Source organism: Idiomarina sp. T82-3, assembly GCF_001577655.1.
Taxonomy (GTDB): Bacteria; Pseudomonadota; Gammaproteobacteria; order Enterobacterales; family Alteromonadaceae; genus Idiomarina; species Idiomarina baltica.
In genome coordinates this window covers 108655-127204 of record NZ_LSBQ01000007.1, presented here as the reverse complement: position 1 = coordinate 127204, position 18550 = coordinate 108655, and the positions used below count along the sequence as shown (strand labels likewise).

Genomic DNA, 18550 nt, shown 5'->3' with positions numbered 1-18550 from the left:
GGCACAGTGAACTCCCTCCGTTCTGCTGTGCCGAACCTTATCAGATCAACCGGCCAAGATAATTGCCGCTAGACCGGCCACCGTAATTGTCGCTCAATACGCTACGAGATCACAGGTAAGAATCAAGACATGGGTGCGTTCAGAACCCCCTCACTGCGTCATTTAATGGCAACCAAACCCTGGATGCACAATGGCTTGTTTACCCAACTCGAAGGCATTATACGGATGTACGAGCACGGCGGCGCACGACCCCGTCGTCCAGCAACACTCCCCGCAGAGCAATACTACCCAACCACCACGCAGTTGCTCACACCCTTTGATCTCACACCCGCCGAACGGCAAGCGCTACTGGCATTTATCAAAGCCCTATAAACAGTGACATCGTCCTACATCACGATACGACGAACACCTAAAGACTTATGACCTACGATGGCCTTTAATAAAGATGCTTCAACACGGTGTTCAAGGATGAACGTTGAAGCCTTTAGCCCCTCTGCAAACTTTCATAATCCATGGTTGCCGCTCTCGCAGAGGGGCTCTTTTTTTGGTTGGGAGATAGCTACGACTGCTCTTCTTTAGTCATCGTGCCTGGGGCGGGGAGAAGTCCAATAAAACGAGCGAGGCTGAGTAGCGTCATAAACAGACCTATCATCGCTTGAGCGATGACGATGGTATACGCCAAGACGCCTGAGGGGGAGATGTTCTCGACACCGAAGCTTGTCATCACAACAAATGACGTATACACCGCACCCAGTACACTATCGGCGGTGCCTTCGACTAAGAAGCTAAACAGCTGTCCAAAGAACACATACTGTGCTGCAAACCAAAAGATAATCTCAAAATAATTTTGGATGAGCAGAATAATCAACCGACGATAGCTCAACACCTCATAGGGTTGGCTCCGGTTGGGCTGTCGAAACTGATCAAACAGCAATACATTGACTTGGTACACCACAACTTCAAATACGCGCACTAAGCCGTACAAGCTTATCGCCCATCCGACCCACGCATAAGGGATATACAGCACACCGGGGATAGCGAGAATGGACAAGAACAGATGACCCAGCGCCCACCCCTCAACAAATATATGCTGTTGGTGTTTACTTAAAAAGCGATTAACCACTTTACGGACAACAAAAAACACCGATAACTTCGACAGAAAGCGGAAAATCACTTCCCAAAACTGAACGATAAATGTGGCGTTTTGTTGAGACATAATCAAAAAATCCGTTAAGCGTGCTTACGCATCGCACCCGCACCAATAAAGCTGGCATAAGAGACAGAATCGACCACATCGGATATAGCGTGCTCTTGCGCAAGCGATAACGACGGTGCTTCGCGCTCAAAACACACCTCAATGTGCTCTTCGTCAATGATACAAATTAACGCATCGTGACAAGTGGTGTGGTACAGATGCTGTACCACACGCTTGGGATCATCGACTCCCGCAAGACTAAAGGTGAGGGAGAATTCGTAGGTTTGCATTAAGTAATTAGATATTTAGCTGCTTATAAATTATTAAAACCATTTAAATCTCGTAAGATAGTGATGAGCTCTCTCAATAGGCAAGCGCTCTCAATTGGACGAATAATCATTAATGGCCGAGCGACTACCTGGGGTTGAACTGATGTAAAATTTCAAAACACGATAAAAACCCGTAAATAATTTTTCGCAGTTTCACTGGAAGCAAATTTAATTATTAGGGCAAGAATTCTTAACATGTAAAGAATTTAGCCAGTTTTTCCTGATATAATAACCACCATCAATATAGTTCTCGCAACTAACTTCATCAAGATTTAGCAACTCTATACAGTTCAAACATGCCATTAAACAAGCCCGATTTATTAACACCGATGCAATATCCACTCGTTCACTTTGAGTCCTCACGGCCAAACACGAAATGAAACATTGCTTATGCTTTACACTATTAAAATCGAACGTGAGCAAACCCACTACACTTTCCATAGCATCATACGCTACGAGTATATGGCTCTCTTTCTTTATCATTTCAATGAACGTATCCAACTCAACTTGATCTGAAATAAAGCTAAATTTTGAATTGATTGTATAGATAAATTCAGCCAAGTTAATATCGGTCTCTTTAGATACGTTAAAAACCCTAACTTCACTACCAAACTCTTTCACTGCTTTTGAAACAACTTCACTATTTACACCGCAATACAATGGTAAACATAGAATGCGACTAGCTAAAGCAACCGAAATTGGTGTATCAACGGATTTCCCAAGTATATCTAGATTATTTAAGCTAGGATAAAAATATCGTCGAGGGAAGATGCCCTGCTCTTCCAATTCGCATTTAGCAATTAACAAAGCAGACTCACTATCAAACACAATAGGGAAATAAGCACCATTCGTCGTTGCTTCCGGATGCTGTCTGGCAGTCAGAAAGTAACCTCCGAGTACAGATTGATAGTTTTCAACTATTGATTGGCGTTGCCTGTTAATACGCTCTATTTCGTCTAGCACACATAAACCCATAGCTGCCTGAAACTCGTTCATCTTAGCGTTGATACCGAGTTCCGTAATACTATCCGCCCCAGCAATGCCAAAGTTAACTACTCTTTTAGCACGTTCTAGATCTTCTCTACGTTTAAATACAATAGCTCCGCCTTCCACGCAATGAAAAACTTTCGTTGCATGAAAACTTAATGTAGCTGCATCCCCCCAGTTGAGTAGACTCTTGCCTTTATAATTTATGCCAAAAGCATGAGCTGCATCATATATGACTTTGAGCTTATATTTTTGTGAAATACGGTCAATAGTCTCAACATCACAAGCATTTCCAAATACGTGTACAGGCACGATCGCACGAGTTTGCTCGGTAATAAGAGATTCAATATTAGCGGGATCTAAACACCATGACTCTGGATCGATATCAGCAAAAATAGGTTTTATACCCTCCCATTTAAGTGAACTTCCTGTTGCTACAAAGGTAAACGGTGTTGTTATAGCCTCTGCGGGCTTATCATTAACAGCTTCCGTAACTCCAAGCACCCGATAGGCAATTTGCAGAGCAAGCGTGCCATTAGAAACTAATAATAAATGTTCGACGCCTAAATAATCGGATAAGCGCTGAGTAAGTTCTTGAGCTAACGGGCCACTATTTGTCAACCATTGCCGCTTATAGATTCCATCAATATAGCGTTCGAGTTTTTCGCGGGAGGGTAAATATGGCTTGGTTACTGGAATCATTCAACTCAACCCTTTCTCAGGTTTCAAACTCAATAAATATTGACCGTAGCCATTCTTAGCAAGGCCGTGACCCGCAGCCTGAAGTTCACTATAGCTAAGCCAGCCCTTCTGATAAGCAATTTCCTCTAAACATGCAACCTTGTAACCTTGACGTTTTTCGATCGTTTCAACAAACTGAGCTGCTTCAAGTAGGCTCTCGTGCGTACCTGTGTCGAGCCACGCGAAACCACGACCAAGCAATTTAACGTGTAAGTCGCCCCGCTTTAAATACGCTTCATTTATACAGGTAATTTCTAGTTCACCTCGCTCCGATGGTTCCACTTTTTTGGCAATTTCGACCACATCGTTATCGTAAAAATAGAGACCGGTCACGGCGTAGTTTGATTTAGGTTGATTAGGCTTTTCCTCTATCGAAACTGCACGTTTATTTTCATCAAACTCTACAACACCAAAGCGCTCCGGATCTTTTACCTGATACCCAAATACAGTAGCTCCAGAAGCTACAGAAGCTGCTTCTTCGAGCATAGGCCGAAAACCTTGTCCGTAAAAAATATTATCGCCTAACACTAAGCAGACTCGATCCTTTCCAATAAACTCTTCGCCAATAATAAAAGCTTGCGCTAAGCCATCCGGATTTGCTTGTTCAGCATAGGACAGTTGAATACCAAACTGAGAACCATCCCCTAAAAGGTTTTTAAAACTTGGCAAGTCTTCTGGTGTAGAAATAATTAAGATCTCGTGAATTCCTGCTAGCATCAAAGTCGATAACGGATAATAGATCATTGGTTTATCATAAACCGGTAATAGTTGCTTTGATACACCTTTTGTTATCGGATACAAACGCGTACCCGAACCTCCAGCTAATACAATTCCTTTCACAGAACCTCTCCTAAACGTTCACGTTGATAATTACCTTGTTGGACGCGTTGACACCAGTCCTGATTTTCTAAATACCATTGGACGGTTTTTCGAATGCCTGACTCAAACGTCTCTTCAGGAGTCCATCCAAGCTCATTCTCAATTTTTTGAGCATCAATGGCGTAACGCATATCATGGCCCGGACGATCATTAACATAGGTTATCAAGTTGGAGTAAGGCTGATCTCTAGGTACTAACTCATCAAGAATGCCGCAAATCGTTTCAACGACTTCAATATTCCTTTTCTCGTTGTGGCCACCGATGTTATATGTCTCACCGACCTTTCCACATTTAGCTACCGTCACCAATGCTCGCGCATGATCTTCAACATACAACCAATCACGTATTTGTTGACCCTCACCATAAACTGGTAAAGATTCACCTTCGAGAGCATTTAAAATTATTAGTGGTATTAGCTTCTCAGGGAAGTGATATGGGCCATAATTATTTGAACAGTTGGTTACTACAACTGGTACATGATAAGTGCGATGCCAAGCTCGGACCAAGTGATCGCTACTAGCTTTTGAGGCACTATACGGCGAGCTCGGTTTATAGGCTGAAGTTTCACTGAACATTGGTAGGCTTGATTGAGCCGATGTTAATAGATATGTATCGGGGTGCGGTAAATCACCATAGACCTCGTCGGTCGATATATGGTGAAATCTAAAAAGGTCTTTTCTCTCCTCTGGCAACTCTTGCCAATATCGGCGAGCTTGCTCCAATAAAACGTATGTACCGATAATATTGGTTTGAATAAACTCACTTGGTCCATCAATCGAACGATCAACGTGCGACTCAGCGGCTAAATGCATAACAACGTCAGGCTGGTGTGTTTCAAACACCCGCCCGACTTCAGTTGCATCGCATATGTCGACTTGTTCGAAGTGATAACGCTCGGAGCCTTCAACGGAGGCTAGTGATTCAAGGTTGCCAGCATAAGTCAACTTATCCAAGTTAATCACTGTATCTCTAGTATGGTTAATAATGTGGCGAATTACAGCTGAACCGATAAAACCGGCTCCACCAGTTACTAAAATTTTCATTTTCAAATGCTTTCTCAAAGTTTCGTGCAAAGATAAATATACGATACTAATCACATACAGTTAAAGAGTCTGCTAAATGGCTTTTCTATTAATAAAGTTAGCGTTAGAAACACAGCCAACAACATCCGATATAGCGTTCTCTTGCGCGAGCGATAACGACGGTGCTTCGCGCTCAAAACACACTTCAATGTGCTCTTCGTCAATGATACAAATTAACGCATCGTGACAAGTGGTGTGGTACAGGTGCTGTACCACACGCTTAGGATCATCGACTCCCGCAAGACTAAAGGTGAGGGAGAATTCGTAGGTTTGCATAGTGTTAATACTTATAAAACCCCTCTTTAACTTTTCTACCTAAATGGCCAGCTCTTACCATTTTTCGGAGAAGAGGGTTGGCACGGTATTTTCCATCACCTGTTTCTTCAAACAAAGTATCCATGATAGACAACGTTACATCGTTACCAATCAAATCTGAGAGCGCCAAGGGCCCCATGGGATGGTGTGCGCCTAATTTCATAGCTTTATCGATAGAATCAACTGATGCATTACCCTCAGATAAAATGCACACTGCTTCATTTATCATAGGAATCAGCATACGGTTAACGATAAAGCCTGGCGAATCGCTAACTCTTACAGCACTTTTCCCGATGCTATCGATAAATGCGAGTGCTTTAGTTAGGGTTTCTTCACATGTCAGGTAGCCTGGAACGACTTCCACAAGTTCCATCAGTGGAGCAGGGTTGAAGAAGTGCAAGCCAATTACGTTCTCTGGATTATCGAGTATACTCGCTAGAGCAGTAATTGAAATCGAGGACGTATTGGAGGCCACAATAGTGTTTGGGGTCACGACGTTGCTAATGTCTTCGAAAATTGCTTTTTTTATCTCAAAGTTCTCAGCCACCGCCTCTATTACAATATCAGCATTTCTGACAGACTCTAACGTCCCAGAATAGACTGAAGATTCAGCCGACTTCTTTTGTGATTCAGTGATTTTACCCTTCGCCAAGAGTGAATCAATTTTACTAAAGCACTTATTAATACATTGGCTAGCTTTTTCTTCTGTCCTTGCGATTAACGATACTCTCTCGACATGATCTGTTAAGGCGAGTACCTGCATGATGCCACTCGCCATCGTTCCTGAGCCAATAATCGCTACTTTAACTGTATTCTGAATGGTCATTAAAAATTTCGCTTTTACTTGAATTAATTACTCGCTAAATATAAAACGTGCTTTAGCGTTTCTGTAGTTTTTTCAACTTCACGCTCTGTTAATGTAGGATGCACTAAAAACATCAAAGACGTCTCACCCAGCTCTTTTGCAACAGGAAGAGATTGTTCTGGACGCCAGCCAGTGTTGTCGAAAGCTTTTTCTAGGTAGACTTCAGAGCATGATCCCTGAAAGCAGGGTACCCCTCTCTCGACTATCTCTGACACGATACGATCTCGTGTCCAACCGTCTTTGAGCTTTTCTGGTCTAATAAAGCAATAATGTTTATAGCATGCATGTGCCATGTAACTGGGTACTTCCGGCGTGCGGATAAGTTCAAATTCAGAACACGCGTCAGTGATAGCTTGTGTGTTGCGTTGACGAGCTTCTGTCCATGCGGGCATTCTTTGAAGTTGGATACGACCAATCACCGCTTGCATTTCTGTCATACGCCAATTGGTTCCAAAACTCTCGTGTAACCAACGAAACCCAGGCGGGTGTTCCCGTTCGTATACAGCTTCGTAACTTTTGCCGTGATCTTTAAATGACCACATTTTGCGCCATAGAGCTTCGTCGTTCGTAGTTACCATGCCGCCTTCACCGCCCGTCGTCATAATCTTATCTTGGCAGAACGACCAAGCACCAATGTGACCAATACTACCCACCGAGCGACCTTTATATTGGGCTCCATGAGCCTGCGCACAGTCCTCAATAACATAAAGATTGTGCTTTTCGGCGAGCGCCATAATGGCATCCATTTCTGCTGGACGGCCTGCTAAATGAACAACAATGATCGCTTTGGTTTTTGATGTAATGACGGGCTCAATGGTATGCGCCTCGATGTTTTGCGATTCAATATCGACATCTGCAAATACTGGCTTAGCGCCCGCATTAACAACCGTTGATATTGAAGCAATAAAGGTACGAGGCGTCACGATAACTTCATCATCATTGCCTACGCCAAGCGCATTCAAAGCAAGATCGAGCGCTAGTGTGCCGTTAGCTAGTGCAACAGCAAACTTAGAGTCTGCATAGGTAGCAAACTCCTTTTCAAACTCTCGGCAATGTGTACCTGTCCAGTAATTGACTTTATTGGACAACAACACATCACGAACGGCATTGGCCTCTTCTTCAGAGAATGATGGCCATGGCGAGAATGGGGTATTTAGCATAAAGCATTAACTCTTTTTAAGTGGTTTAGCAGGGTTTCCTATGACTACTGAGCCTGGCTCAACACTTTTAGTGACAACTGCCCCCATGCCAACTATCGCACCTTCACCAATCACAACTGGTTTATCAGGAGTTCCTTGCTTTATGATAGCGCCTGTTCCGATATAAGCGTGGTCTTCTATATGCACATTTCCGTTACATTTAACGCTAGGAGCGAAAGTGACGTAATCGCCAATGATACAATCGTGGGCAACATAACTATATATATTGGCATGAAAGCCTCGACCAACCTGAATATTCGAAGTCAAAGTCACAAAAGGACACAAGATACTTGCTTCACCAATATCCACAGCATCTAGGGATACAACATTGCTTGCGAAAATTGACACCTGCTTTAAACCGTAACTCTCAACTTTTTGGGCAAGTTTGTACCTGATTTTGCTGTCCGCAATAGCTATAACTACTGATTTATCTTGATGCTCTTTTTTGGAGAAAGAGTCCAAAGATTCAACTTGATAGCCGTTCAAGGTATGACCACTTTCGCCATCATCAATAAAACTCAGAGTAGCATCTGGGAATTGCTCTCGTACTATTGGCATAACCTCGCGACCAAATCCACTTGCTCCGTACACGCCTATAATTTTTTTCATTTTGAGTTCCCTTTAAATTTACTCATCGTTGCTTCACCCTCAGCTGAAATACCCTCTCGGATAAAGACTTTCTTAATCGTTAAAAATAAAATTTTTATGTCTAACCAAAATGTTCGGTTATCAACATACCAAACATCGAGTTTAAATTTTTCTTCCCAGCTAATAGCATTTCGGCCATTTACTTGCGCCCATCCTGTAACACCAGGACGAACCTCGTGACGACGAGCTTGCTCAGAAGTATACAAATCGAGATATTCCATCAGAAGAGGTCGAGGGCCTACGAGGCTCATGTCCCCCTTCAAGACGTTCCAAAGTTCCGGTAATTCATCAAGACTCGTGGCGCGTAAAAAATTACCAAACTTCGTAAGTCTTTGCTCGTCTGGTAGAGGATTACCTTCTGAATCGTAGGCGTCTCTCATCGTGCGGAATTTTATCATTTTAAACGACCGACCGTGCAATCCAGGACGGACTTGCGTGAAAAAGACTGGAGTACCAATTTTAAATAAAATAAACACACTCAGCAAAAACATAAGCGGTAATAAAACTACAAGGCTAACCAACGCAACCGACACATCAAACATTCGACTCACAGCTATCTCGTCTCCCTTTTATCCCGTTCCAGCTTTGCCTAATTGCATCGCATCAGAGAGTCGTGCGACAAAATGACCGATGCTTAGATCAAACTTGTAGGTTTTTGCAGTTGTTTCAATAAGTTCAACTCTCTCCATTTGAGTCAGAACACTGATTATTTCGTCACGCGATGGCTCTGCGACAAACCCTTTTGCTTTGTTTGTTACCCACTTAGCTACAGATGTGTCTTTCCCACAAATGGCCACAATTCTACATCCAGCTAAGATATACGACGATGACTTACTAGGAAATGCATACTTAGTCACCTCATCTAGAATTGGTAGTAGTGCCCAGCGATGCGCTGCAACTAGCCGGTTAGCCTCTGACGGTTTTACATATCCGTGATATGTTACCTTTTCATACTCATCCGCTAATTGCTTAATTTTTGACGAATAAATGCCACCACCTGCGAATGTAAAGCTCAACTCTCCCCCTTGATCTAGGTAACCTCTAATTGCGTCAATTAGAATGGGGATTTGTTGTACGCGACCTGCATTTCCGCAAAATATAAAATCCTTTGTTTTTGGCTTACTCTGTAAATCTGTGTCAACCTCAAACCCTGGATTGTCCAACAAAGATATAGCTGACTCAGTCCGTGATACCTTCTTCACATATTCTGCCATCTCATCCGAGAGTGTGATTATTCGTTTTGCATTTCGCAATGTAATATTATCTATACCGCGTAACAGCCTAAATAACATACGGTTTATCGGCGAAACTATATTTACTATCTCTGGATGAATGTCTTGCAAATGATAGGTATAACTAGACCGCCAAATAAGACAATAAAGAAACACCGTAAAAGGTACAATCACTGGGGGATTAGTCGAGACATAGACGTGTTTCGGTCTACTACGAACTAAAGACAAAAAAACAAAGGGTGCAAAAGATACTGCATCTAGTATTCTTCGGACGAGACTGCTAGACGAGTTAGTGCGACTTTTTGACGCATAAAAAGTCACACCTGTACCTCTATCACTTTTTTTTAGCTCACTTATTAAATCAACTTTAGTTTGTGTTATTACACAAGCTTTTCCGCTTTCAGCAACAAACTCCGCTAATCTAAGTTTAGCTTCGCCCAAGATCTCACTCTCGGGCCAAAAACTTCGGTTAATTATTGCTAGATCGTGCTTTTTATTAAACATTACCAATCATACCGACTGAAACTATCCATATTTTTCCAGTGAGGAGTTAGTTTGGCCGTACCTGTGATAAGACGCACTACCCGCTCCGATGTGTTTCTGATTTTATACTCTTCAGGAATTTCGCGTTGTGCTCCCGAAAAGATTTCGCGGTTTGCTGTTGCGATCTCAACACCCGCAAGTAATGTGTCAACGTCGAGTCCGGTGAGCGCTATCGCGCCGGTATCAAGAGCCTCTGGTCTTTCTATAGAACGACGCATAGTAACAGCTGGAAAGTTTAAAATTGAAGACTCTTCGCTGATAGTTCCGCTATCTGAAATAGCACAAAATGCTTCTTTCTGTAGCTTGTTATAGTCGAAAAATCCGAAGGGCTTTAAAAATTGTATTCCATCATTGTTGTCCGCTAAACCAAGCTTTTCTAGCCGGTTGCGAGTCCTGGGATGGGTTGAAACAACCACGGGATAGCCATATTGTTGATGTAGCGCCTTCAGAGCATCCACAACTTTTCGTAGGTTCTCTTTGCTATCAACGTTCTCTTCACGATGCACGCTGACAATAAAAAACTCTTTCGGCTTCAGCCCAATTTTATCAAGAACTGTTGAACTTTCGATTTGTGGCTCAACATGTTCAAGAACTTCACGCATTGGCGAACCCGTTAAATATATATACCGATGGGAAAGCCCTTCACTAATAAGGTGACGTCGAGCATGCTCAGTGTACACTAAGTTAAAGTCGGCTAAATGATCAACTAACTTGCGATTGATTTCCTCCGGCACATTTGCATCGAAGCTACGATTTCCGGCTTCCATGTGATAGGTCGGCACTTTCATACGCTTCGCCATCATTGTTGCGACTGCGCTGTTTGTATCGCCCAGTACTAATACCGCGTCAGGCTTTTCCTCAAGAATGACCTGTTCAGTTTTCATAAGGATTTCGCCGAGGCTCTTTCCAAGACTCGAAGTATCAACATTTAAAAAGTGATCGGGTTGACGTACGCCAAGTTCTTCGAAAAAAACATCGTTGAGTTCATAGTCATAGTTTTGACCTGTATGAACGATCTTATGATCTACAACGTGGTCAAGCGCTGCCATCACACGCGACAAACGAATAATCTCTGGGCGTGTTCCCAGAATTGTCATCACTTTCAGCTTTTCCATTTGGATTATCTCTTAAATCAATTAATCGGTTAGCTTTACTGGCGCTGCATAGGTATCAGGAGCTTCACGGTCAAAAATTTCATTTGCCCACAGCATGACAACCATTTCTCCGTCACCAATATTAGTAATATCATGACTCCAGCCAGGCGCAGTCTCAACAATTTCTGGAGTATCACCATCTGTTACAAGCTCGTAAAACTCATTGGTAATCATGTGTCGGAAACAAAAGCGAGCTCTGCCCTTTATCACTAAAAATTTTTCATTTTTGGTATGATGGTAGTGACCGCCGCGCGTAATACCAGGATGGGCTGTAAAGAACGAAAACTGACCGGAGTCTTTTGTTTTCAACATCTCAACGAAAACGCCCCGCTCATCCCCGTATTTAGGTACTTTGTAAGAGAAGTTGTCTGTTGAAAGGTAGCTAACATAAGTTGAATATAGCTTGCGAATAAAACCATCACCAACTCGTGGAGAAATGAGAGTGTCTCTACTTTTTTTAAATTCGTGTAGCAGCTTAGCTACTTCACCAACTGTTTCCCTATATACCGGCGCTACTTCGCCAAAGTTTACGGTTCTCTGCTCGCTATCGCTAGCTAGTTCCTTAGCAACTTTTATGAACTCTTTGCAGACGTCGTCAACATAGACCAAAGAAACTTCGGCGCTTTCATCATTTATTTGGATCGGAAGATCATTGCATATGTTGTAACAAAACGTGGCTACCATTGAGTTGTAATTCGGCCGACACCATTTTCCAAATACATTAGCTAAGCGGTAAATCTTAACAGCGACATCATTCTCTTCACCGTACGAAACCACAGCATCTTCCGCTAAACGCTTACTGGTACCGTAAGGGTTGTCTCTTTCCGCCTGGATAGATGAGCTGTAAATGACGGGTATCTTTCTATCTTGCTGAGATAAAACACTCAACAAAGATTTGGTAAAGTCAGAGTTACCTTTCGCAAACTCATCATTAGATTCCGGACGATTAACACCGGCAAGATGAACAACGCAGTCAACGCCTGCCAAAAGAGAAGGGAGCTCATCAAGAGAATTAGACCGCGTGTATTTTATGACTTCAACACCATTGATCTCATTTAGATGGGTAGTAAGGTTTTGACCGACAAAACCATTTGCGCCTGTAATTAACACTCTCATATACAACCTACTCGCTTAGCCAACCGGATTAACGTATTCACCTTTTTCAAAGGCTCGCATAAACTCGAGTTTCAACAACAATTTTTTCATTCCCTCGACATCCAGCCGATCAGTATTGTGCGAATTATAATCCTCGACCTTTTCAATACGAGAGTCACCTTGCTCTACATATTTCGAATAATTTAGATCGCGTAAATCAGGAGGCACGCGGTAATATTCGCCCATATCTTCAGCACAAACCATTTCCTCGCGAGATAGAAGCGCCTCATACAGTTTTTCTCCGTGACGAGTACCCAAAACTTGCAATGGATGGTCGTCCATTTTACCTAACGATAGTACCGCTTTTGCAAGCGTTTCAATCGTTGCTGCCGGAGCCTTCTGCACGAAAATGTCGCCGTTTGTTCCATGTTCGAATGCATACAGAACCAAATCGACAGCATCGTCTAGCGTCATCATGAAGCGAGTCATATTCGGATCGGTAATAGTGATTGGTTTTCCTGCCCGTATTTGGTCAACAAATAATGGAATTACAGATCCACGGGATGCCATCACATTGCCATAGCGAGTCCCGCAAATTACTGTTTGATTCTCGTCAACATTGCGTGACTTAGCAACCATGACCTTTTCCATCATCGCCTTGGATATCCCCATGGCATTAATCGGATATACAGCCTTGTCAGTGCTGAGACATACAACCCGCTTTACGTTATTCTGAATTGCCGCCTCAAGAACATTTTCAGTACCGAGAACATTAGTTTTAACTGCTTCCATGGGGTGAAATTCGCACGACGGAACCTGCTTTAAAGCAGCCGCATGATAAACGTAGTCGACACCTCGCATCGCGTTCAATACACTTTGGTAATCTCTTACATCGCCAATATAAAATTTTAGTTTAGGATTATTATATGCCTTACGCATATCATCCTGTTTCTTCTCATCACGACTAAAAATACGAATTTCGGAAATATCTGTATCTAAGAAACGGCGTAAGACTGCATTACCAAATGAACCGGTTCCACCAGTTATTAAAATTTTCGAACCATCAAAAGCCATCTAAGATTCTCCATTATCAACTATTTCTTTGAACATATTGATGTTATTTCTAACAACTTCGCCATCTGAAAAACGCGCCTTTGCCCAAGCTAGAACGTCTCTACGCATTTGCATTAGTTCTTCATTTGTCAGCGACGACATTTCTTTAATCACAGATGCAAATAAACCGGGCTGTTCGAGAGGCAAGTCCCAGCCAACCCCCATTTCACGTAACCCTCTCCAAGGAGTTCTATCGCTAATGAGTACAGGAACACCCGCGCAAAACGCTTCAGTAATAACATGACCATAATTTTCTCCAAGAGTAGGAAGAAAAAACAAATCACTTTGCGAAAGTGTGTCTAAAACATTCACGGGATCCACAGTGCCTTTGTATTTGACCGATATATTTGCGGGGAGGCTATTGACCTTTTCTCTACAAGCTTTCCAATAATCTAAATCTTCAATAGGTCCGTAAATCAAAAATTCAACTTGAGCGTCAACCATCGAAAGAACCTCAAGTGCAAACGTAAGGTTCTTCATCCGGGATACACGAGATAAAAACACCAACCTTAGCTTGTTGCTTAAATTCGGCATCAACTCTCTATCATTAGAAAAGGAGGTTATATTTGGTGCAATTATTGTTGAGCAATTAGTACCAAAAACACTCTCTATATCGCTTTTTTCGTAACGGGAAGATGCCTGAAAAAAAACTTTTCCATGATGATAAAAAGTCTTGAAAAACAAAATGTAAATTTTTTTCTTTAGAGATTTAATAGTTAAAGCGGAAGGAGCCAACTCACCTCTCGGCGCTATAAGCTTATTGAGCCTTACCGGAAAAGACAAGGTAAAAGGAACAATAGTAAAAAAAAATGAAAAAAAGCTATTAAAATAAACAATATCAAATTTTTTTGACCAAATTAATTCAGCCATTTTCATAATACCTTTAAAGTCCTTTCGGAGATATAAAACTTTATCCCCACTTACATCATTCCACACTCCCAGCTTAATATTTGAGTACTGTTCCTTATCACCTAAGTCTCTATCACCACAAACTATAAAATAGTTTATATCTTTACTTCGCGTAGCCTCAGTGAGATTCTTTATCGTTTTTATTGGACCACCACCCTTGAAACCAGGCAAGTAAAGATCAGTAAACAACAAAATATTCATTAAACACCTAAATACAAGATTAATTTCGTCTTAAAAAAATCGATTTACTATACACTGAAAAGGTAACCATCATTAGAAAAAAGGGAAAAAATGGACTTCCAAATCCAGTAACATAGTCTTCCGCAAAAAATGCCATAGGTACACCAATAAAATATAGTTTTGTAAATTTATCTCCGCGACCTGTTAACACTTTATAAATAAAGCTGAAATAAAAAGTAAAAAACACCAACCCTAGAGGGACACCTAACATCACAAATGTTCTCAAATAAGCATTATGGACATTACCAACACCGACGCAGGTTATAGCGCCATTCATACCATAACCAGTGAAAGGAGATATCGCTATACAATCTATAGCTTTTCTCCAGTACACAATACGACCACTGTCGGAAACAGCGCTACCGACATCCAACCCCCGTAAATTCACCTCAGTTTCACTTATCGCCAAGTACAATAACGCCAAACCCATCGCAATCAGAATAACCGTAAGGTAACGTCTATTTAGAAGAAACGGAAGCAACAATACAATAAATACTACAGTCGCCAACCGAGAGCCAGTCATCAAAACATTAATACCCGCAAAAGCAATACAAAAAGATACTACGTTTTTTGACAGCAACCGTTCACACATGAGCACCATAGCTAAAAACGAAACAACCCACATACCCATCAAGTTAGGGTTGCTATGAAAGCCTGAAATTCTCGTATGCGTAGGAAAATTAAGTATTGAAAATACGGAGGAAACTAATAAACAAAAAAGAAAACTAGAAACGATAATACGAGTTAGATAAAATTGCGATATATGAGTCAAAAAAACTTTAAATCCGAATGGAAAAAAAACGACTGAAAAAAACAACAAACCATATCTCACAACCTCTGAACTTGTAACTACGGCCCAAATGAAAAACACTGAAAAAGCTAAGCTTAAAAAAAGATGACTTTTAGCTATGTTATTGTTACCATTTATAAAATCAATAAAGCCAACTAATGAAACAAACATTAAGAGACATGAATACAAAAAAAACGCCAACTCTGAAACAAAACCAGGAATAAAGAAGTTCTTTAGAAGCCCGGATGCTAAGTTAGGTGAATAGCCACCCAAAAAGCTTGACGAAATTAAAAACACAAAAACCAGAAAGGAATAAAACATTTTATTAAAAGTCATTTACTTACCTAGTCATCCAACAATACTTTTACAATACATATAACGGTATTTTTCAAGCGAGTTGTCCAAAACCCTGTTTTAGGCAACTGCAATATTAGGCTTTCTGAATTCAGATAATAACGGCAACACTCATGTAATGGGATAGGTCGGAAGAAGGTCAACTACCCACATGTGGTAGTCTTACTTTTCGACCAAAAAAGTGAGCTCTAACATGAGTTATCGGCAACTGACCGAGGGACGACGATACCAGATTTCTGCGCTACTCTCAGCTGCGATGCAGGCTGAGCTTGAAGAGCATCTCACTGATAAAGAGCCATCTAACCGCAAGAACGGCTCGACATCAAAAACAGTTAAAAGTCCTGCCGGCAGCTTTGAACTCGATACGCCCCGCGACAGAGCCGGCTCATTTGAGCCGCAGATGGTTAAAAAACATCAGACGCATTTAACTGATGAGCTGGAACGTAAAGTTATTGCACTGTTTTCGCTTGGAACCAGCTATCAAGACATTCGTATGCACATTGAAGACCTGTATGGCATTCATGTCTCAAACGGCACCATTAATGCCGTCACGGATAAACTCTTATCGGAGCTTCAGGCATGGCGTGAACGACCGTTAGAAGTGATTTATCCCATTGTCTGGCTCGATGCCATTCACTATAAAATCAAAGAGAATGGCCGTTTTATCAGCAAAGCGGTTTACACCATCCTTGGCCTCAATATTGACGGTAAAAAAGAGCTTCTGGGGCTCTATTTATGCGAATCAGAAGGCGCTCATCACTGGCTAAGTGTGTTGACCGAACTCCATAATCGAGGTGTTCAGAATATTCTGATTTCCTGCGTAGACGGCTTAAAAGGTTTCCTAGAAGCCATTGAAAGAATCTATCCGAAAACCGAGATACAACACTGCATTTTTCATCAAATTCGCAACTCGATGAAGTACCTGGTCAGCAAAAATCAGAAAGCCTTCATGGCCGATTTAAAATGCGTGTATAGAGCCGCGACACTGTCCGCTGCCGAAAGCGCGCTGGATGACTTAGAAGCCAAATGGGGCGATAAATATCCCATCGTTATTCAATCCTGGCGCAATAAGCGGGCGACTCTCTCAGCGTATTTTAAATATCCGGATTATGTTACAACCGTTGTTGAGGCCGTACACCGCCAGTTCCGAAAACTAACCAAAACCAAAGGCGGTTTTAGCAACGAGAGTAGCTTGCTTAAGCTGCTGTACGCGGGTATGTTAAAAGCAACTGAGCGCTGGTCGCACCCGGTGCAGAATTGGAATCTGATAATGTCTCAGCTAACCATCCACTTTGAAGGTCGGCTGGATGGCCACGTAGATTTATGAAAACTTGGCTGACACAGAATATTGAACACTCTCAACTACTTAGCCTGTTTCCAACCGCTCAGCATTCACTGCTTAAATTTAACAGCAACTTCTAAAACTTTGATACGGTTATTTGCTACACTTAGTAATCATGCCAAATCTTACACATATAAGGCAACATTTAGGCTTTAACTATTTTATCGCTTTTAATTCTGTATCGACCGCGTGTGTCAACAATTAGTTGACTAGATGAAAGAACCATATCGTAGTCAAAAGAATCGTGATCAGTTGCGATTACAACAGCATCGTAACCTGACAACATTTTTTCATCAATCTCCTGAGACTTTAGAAAGTAATCGTAACTCTGCGTGGGCCCAAATTGGTTTACATACGGATCCGAGTACTCTACTTTAGCACCTTTTCTCTTAATTAGATCCATCAATTCCACTGATGGCGACTCTCGCATATCATCAACATTTTTCTTATATGCAATTCCTAAAACAAGTACACGACAGCGACTTAGCGCCTTACCTCTTGAGTTTAACTCGTCCATAAGCTTACCAATTACAAACTCGGGCATAGAACGGTTTATCTCTCCTGAAAGTTCTATAAAACGAGTCGTTAAACCATATTCGCGAGCTTTCCATGTTAGGTAATAGGGATCAATCGGGATACAATGCCCGCCTAAACCAGGTCCCGGATAGTAAGCAGTAAAACCAAATGGCTTAGTCGCAGCAGCATCTATAACTTCAAATATGTCAATGCCCATTCTATCTGCAACAACTTTCATTTCATTAACTAAACCGATATTTACCGCTCGATGAATGTTTTCTAAAAGTTTTGTTAGTTCCGCCGCTTTAGTCGAGCTAACTGGCACCAACTGGTCTATCGCTGATTCGTATAGAGCTAACCCTACCTTTTTACAATTATCAGTATAACCGCCCACTACCTTTGGTATGGTTCGCGTTTCAAAGTTCGGATTACCAGGGTCCTCTCGCTCTGGCGAATACACTAAAAAGACTGATTCACCTACTAAAAAACCTCGCTCTTCGATTACTGGTTTAAGTACTTCTTCAGTTGTTCCAGGGTATGTGGTGCTCTCTAGCGATATTACCTGCCCAGAGCGAATAAATGGACTCATCATGTCCATCGTTTTGACTACATAGCTGATATCAGGTTCACGAAACTTATTTAACGGAGTGGGAACACATATAATTAATGCGTCACATTCTTTGACACGGGCGAAGTCGGTAGTCGCCTCGAAACCAGCGATAAGTGCCGCAGAAATTAGCGCGTCATCAATATGACTAATCCTAGTTGAGCCACTATTTAATTCGTCTACAGTTGTAGCATTTACATCAAAACCTAAAACTTTATAATTAAGTGAGCTATAGCGAAGTAGTAAAGGTTGCCCGACATAACCCAACCCCAAAATACCGATTTTCGCCGATTTATTTTGCAATTTTTCAACTAGTTGCGATGCCGCATCCAACATATTAGTATTCCCATCTTATCAATTTTTAACTAAAAACTTTACTGTTTATACCCATGCTACATTGCCAAATACCGATAAC

General features: G+C 41.7%; 19 protein-coding genes. 2 read left to right on the top strand and 17 right to left on the bottom strand.

All coding sequences use genetic code 11. The features are described 5' to 3' along the window. Positions 1–129 precede the first annotated feature (129 nt). Positions 130–372: a hypothetical protein gene (locus AWU56_RS06620; protein WP_286682083.1), complete on the top strand. Its 243-nt coding sequence runs from the start codon at positions 130–132 to the stop codon at positions 370–372. 187 nt (positions 373–559) lie between these two features. Here the strand turns inward: AWU56_RS06620 and AWU56_RS06615 are convergent, their stop codons facing one another. The 16 genes from AWU56_RS06615 to AWU56_RS06540 form a co-directional block, all read right to left on the bottom strand. After that, entirely contained in the window at positions 560–1216 is a 657-nt protein-coding gene (locus AWU56_RS06615) for a hypothetical protein (protein WP_006954988.1), read from the bottom strand. Positions 1217–1230: 14 nt separating this feature from the next. After that, positions 1231–1485, bottom strand: a complete 255-nt coding sequence (locus AWU56_RS06610; RefSeq protein WP_286682082.1) for a hypothetical protein — start codon at positions 1483–1485, stop codon at positions 1231–1233. Positions 1486–1692: 207 nt separating this feature from the next. Continuing rightward, a complete protein-coding gene (locus tag AWU56_RS06605; RefSeq protein ID WP_286682081.1) occupies positions 1693–3213 on the bottom strand; it encodes a DegT/DnrJ/EryC1/StrS family aminotransferase in 1521 nt (506 codons plus the stop codon). Then, positions 3214–4092, bottom strand: a complete 879-nt coding sequence (gene rfbA, locus AWU56_RS06600; RefSeq protein WP_286682080.1) for a glucose-1-phosphate thymidylyltransferase RfbA — start codon at positions 4090–4092, stop codon at positions 3214–3216. Then, positions 4089–5174: a dTDP-glucose 4,6-dehydratase gene (rfbB, locus tag AWU56_RS06595; RefSeq protein WP_286682079.1), complete on the bottom strand. Its 1086-nt coding sequence runs from the start codon at positions 5172–5174 to the stop codon at positions 4089–4091. Before rfbB ends, rfbA begins: the two co-directional genes overlap by 4 nt. A 72-nt stretch (positions 5175–5246) precedes the next feature. Next, the gene (locus AWU56_RS06590; protein ID WP_286682078.1) at positions 5247–5489 is read right to left on the bottom strand and encodes a hypothetical protein; all 243 of its coding nucleotides are present in this window, start codon (positions 5487–5489) and stop codon (positions 5247–5249) included. A gap of 4 nt (positions 5490–5493) precedes the next feature. After that, complete coding sequence (locus tag AWU56_RS06585) at positions 5494–6354, bottom strand: 3-hydroxyacyl-CoA dehydrogenase family protein (protein ID WP_286682077.1); 861 nt, start codon at positions 6352–6354, stop codon at positions 5494–5496. Between the two features lie 23 nt (positions 6355–6377). Further along, positions 6378–7553, bottom strand: coding sequence for a DegT/DnrJ/EryC1/StrS family aminotransferase (locus tag AWU56_RS06580; protein ID WP_286682076.1), 1176 nt, complete (start codon positions 7551–7553; stop codon positions 6378–6380). A 6-nt stretch (positions 7554–7559) separates the two neighbouring features. Beyond that, positions 7560–8201, bottom strand: coding sequence for an acetyltransferase (locus AWU56_RS06575; protein WP_286682075.1), 642 nt, complete (start codon positions 8199–8201; stop codon positions 7560–7562). Further along, complete coding sequence (locus AWU56_RS06570; RefSeq protein WP_286682074.1) at positions 8198–8791, bottom strand: sugar transferase; 594 nt, start codon at positions 8789–8791, stop codon at positions 8198–8200. The genes AWU56_RS06575 and AWU56_RS06570 overlap by 4 nt, the downstream gene beginning before the upstream one ends. A gap of 18 nt (positions 8792–8809) precedes the next feature. After that, positions 8810–9976 carry a glycosyltransferase family protein gene (locus AWU56_RS06565; RefSeq protein WP_286682073.1) on the bottom strand — a complete coding sequence of 389 codons (1167 nt, stop codon included), beginning with the start codon at positions 9974–9976 and terminating at the stop codon, positions 8810–8812. Further along, positions 9976–11130: a non-hydrolyzing UDP-N-acetylglucosamine 2-epimerase gene (wecB, locus tag AWU56_RS06560; RefSeq protein ID WP_286682072.1), complete on the bottom strand. Its 1155-nt coding sequence runs from the start codon at positions 11128–11130 to the stop codon at positions 9976–9978. The genes AWU56_RS06565 and wecB overlap by 1 nt, the downstream gene beginning before the upstream one ends. A 21-nt stretch (positions 11131–11151) precedes the next feature. Continuing rightward, positions 11152–12285 carry a UDP-2-acetamido-2,6-beta-L-arabino-hexul-4-ose reductase gene (gene wbjC / locus AWU56_RS06555; RefSeq protein WP_286682071.1) on the bottom strand — a complete coding sequence of 378 codons (1134 nt, stop codon included), beginning with the start codon at positions 12283–12285 and terminating at the stop codon, positions 11152–11154. Between the two features lie 15 nt (positions 12286–12300). Beyond that, a complete protein-coding gene (locus tag AWU56_RS06550) occupies positions 12301–13338 on the bottom strand; it encodes a polysaccharide biosynthesis protein (RefSeq protein WP_286682070.1) in 1038 nt (345 codons plus the stop codon). Next, positions 13339–14487, bottom strand: a complete 1149-nt coding sequence (locus AWU56_RS06545; protein WP_286682069.1) for a glycosyltransferase family 4 protein — start codon at positions 14485–14487, stop codon at positions 13339–13341. A 19-nt stretch (positions 14488–14506) separates the two neighbouring features. Beyond that, on the bottom strand, positions 14507–15652 hold the full coding sequence (locus tag AWU56_RS06540) for an O-antigen ligase family protein (protein ID WP_286682068.1): 1146 nt from the start codon (positions 15650–15652) through the stop codon (positions 14507–14509). A gap of 211 nt (positions 15653–15863) precedes the next feature. Between AWU56_RS06540 and AWU56_RS06535 the strand changes: the two genes are divergently transcribed. Further along, positions 15864–16997 carry an IS256 family transposase gene (locus AWU56_RS06535; protein ID WP_286682067.1) on the top strand — a complete coding sequence of 378 codons (1134 nt, stop codon included), beginning with the start codon at positions 15864–15866 and terminating at the stop codon, positions 16995–16997. 160 nt (positions 16998–17157) lie between these two features. Here AWU56_RS06535 and AWU56_RS06530 read toward each other — a convergent pair whose 3' ends face one another. Then, entirely contained in the window at positions 17158–18471 is a 1314-nt protein-coding gene (locus AWU56_RS06530; protein ID WP_286682066.1) for a nucleotide sugar dehydrogenase, read from the bottom strand. Positions 18472–18550: the final 79 nt, after the last annotated feature.

What these genes read in the sequence shown, in the direction of transcription:
- AWU56_RS06585 (WP_286682077.1), bottom strand. Translation starts at nt 6,354, where the DNA reads ATGACCATTCAGAATACAGTTAAAGTAGCGATTATTGGCTCAGGAACG.
- AWU56_RS06580 (WP_286682076.1), bottom strand. Translation starts at nt 7,553, where the DNA reads ATGCTAAATACCCCATTCTCGCCATGGCCATCATTCTCTGAAGAAGAG.
- AWU56_RS06530 (WP_286682066.1), bottom strand. Translation starts at nt 18,471, where the DNA reads ATGTTGGATGCGGCATCGCAACTAGTTGAAAAATTGCAAAATAAATCG.
- AWU56_RS06535 (WP_286682067.1), top strand. Translation starts at nt 15,864, where the DNA reads ATGAGTTATCGGCAACTGACCGAGGGACGACGATACCAGATTTCTGCG.
- AWU56_RS06615 (WP_006954988.1), bottom strand. Translation starts at nt 1,216, where the DNA reads ATGTCTCAACAAAACGCCACATTTATCGTTCAGTTTTGGGAAGTGATT.
- wecB (WP_286682072.1), bottom strand. Translation starts at nt 11,130, where the DNA reads ATGGAAAAGCTGAAAGTGATGACAATTCTGGGAACACGCCCAGAGATT.
- AWU56_RS06620 (WP_286682083.1), top strand. Translation starts at nt 130, where the DNA reads ATGGGTGCGTTCAGAACCCCCTCACTGCGTCATTTAATGGCAACCAAA.
- wbjC (WP_286682071.1), bottom strand. Translation starts at nt 12,285, where the DNA reads ATGAGAGTGTTAATTACAGGCGCAAATGGTTTTGTCGGTCAAAACCTT.
- AWU56_RS06545 (WP_286682069.1), bottom strand. Translation starts at nt 14,487, where the DNA reads ATGAATATTTTGTTGTTTACTGATCTTTACTTGCCTGGTTTCAAGGGT.
- AWU56_RS06590 (WP_286682078.1), bottom strand. Translation starts at nt 5,489, where the DNA reads ATGCAAACCTACGAATTCTCCCTCACCTTTAGTCTTGCGGGAGTCGAT.
- AWU56_RS06610 (WP_286682082.1), bottom strand. Translation starts at nt 1,485, where the DNA reads ATGCAAACCTACGAATTCTCCCTCACCTTTAGTCTTGCGGGAGTCGAT.
- rfbB (WP_286682079.1), bottom strand. Translation starts at nt 5,174, where the DNA reads ATGAAAATTTTAGTAACTGGTGGAGCCGGTTTTATCGGTTCAGCTGTA.
- AWU56_RS06565 (WP_286682073.1), bottom strand. Translation starts at nt 9,976, where the DNA reads ATGTTTAATAAAAAGCACGATCTAGCAATAATTAACCGAAGTTTTTGG.
- AWU56_RS06550 (WP_286682070.1), bottom strand. Translation starts at nt 13,338, where the DNA reads ATGGCTTTTGATGGTTCGAAAATTTTAATAACTGGTGGAACCGGTTCA.
- AWU56_RS06605 (WP_286682081.1), bottom strand. Translation starts at nt 3,213, where the DNA reads ATGATTCCAGTAACCAAGCCATATTTACCCTCCCGCGAAAAACTCGAA.
- AWU56_RS06575 (WP_286682075.1), bottom strand. Translation starts at nt 8,201, where the DNA reads ATGAAAAAAATTATAGGCGTGTACGGAGCAAGTGGATTTGGTCGCGAG.
- AWU56_RS06540 (WP_286682068.1), bottom strand. Translation starts at nt 15,652, where the DNA reads ATGACTTTTAATAAAATGTTTTATTCCTTTCTGGTTTTTGTGTTTTTA.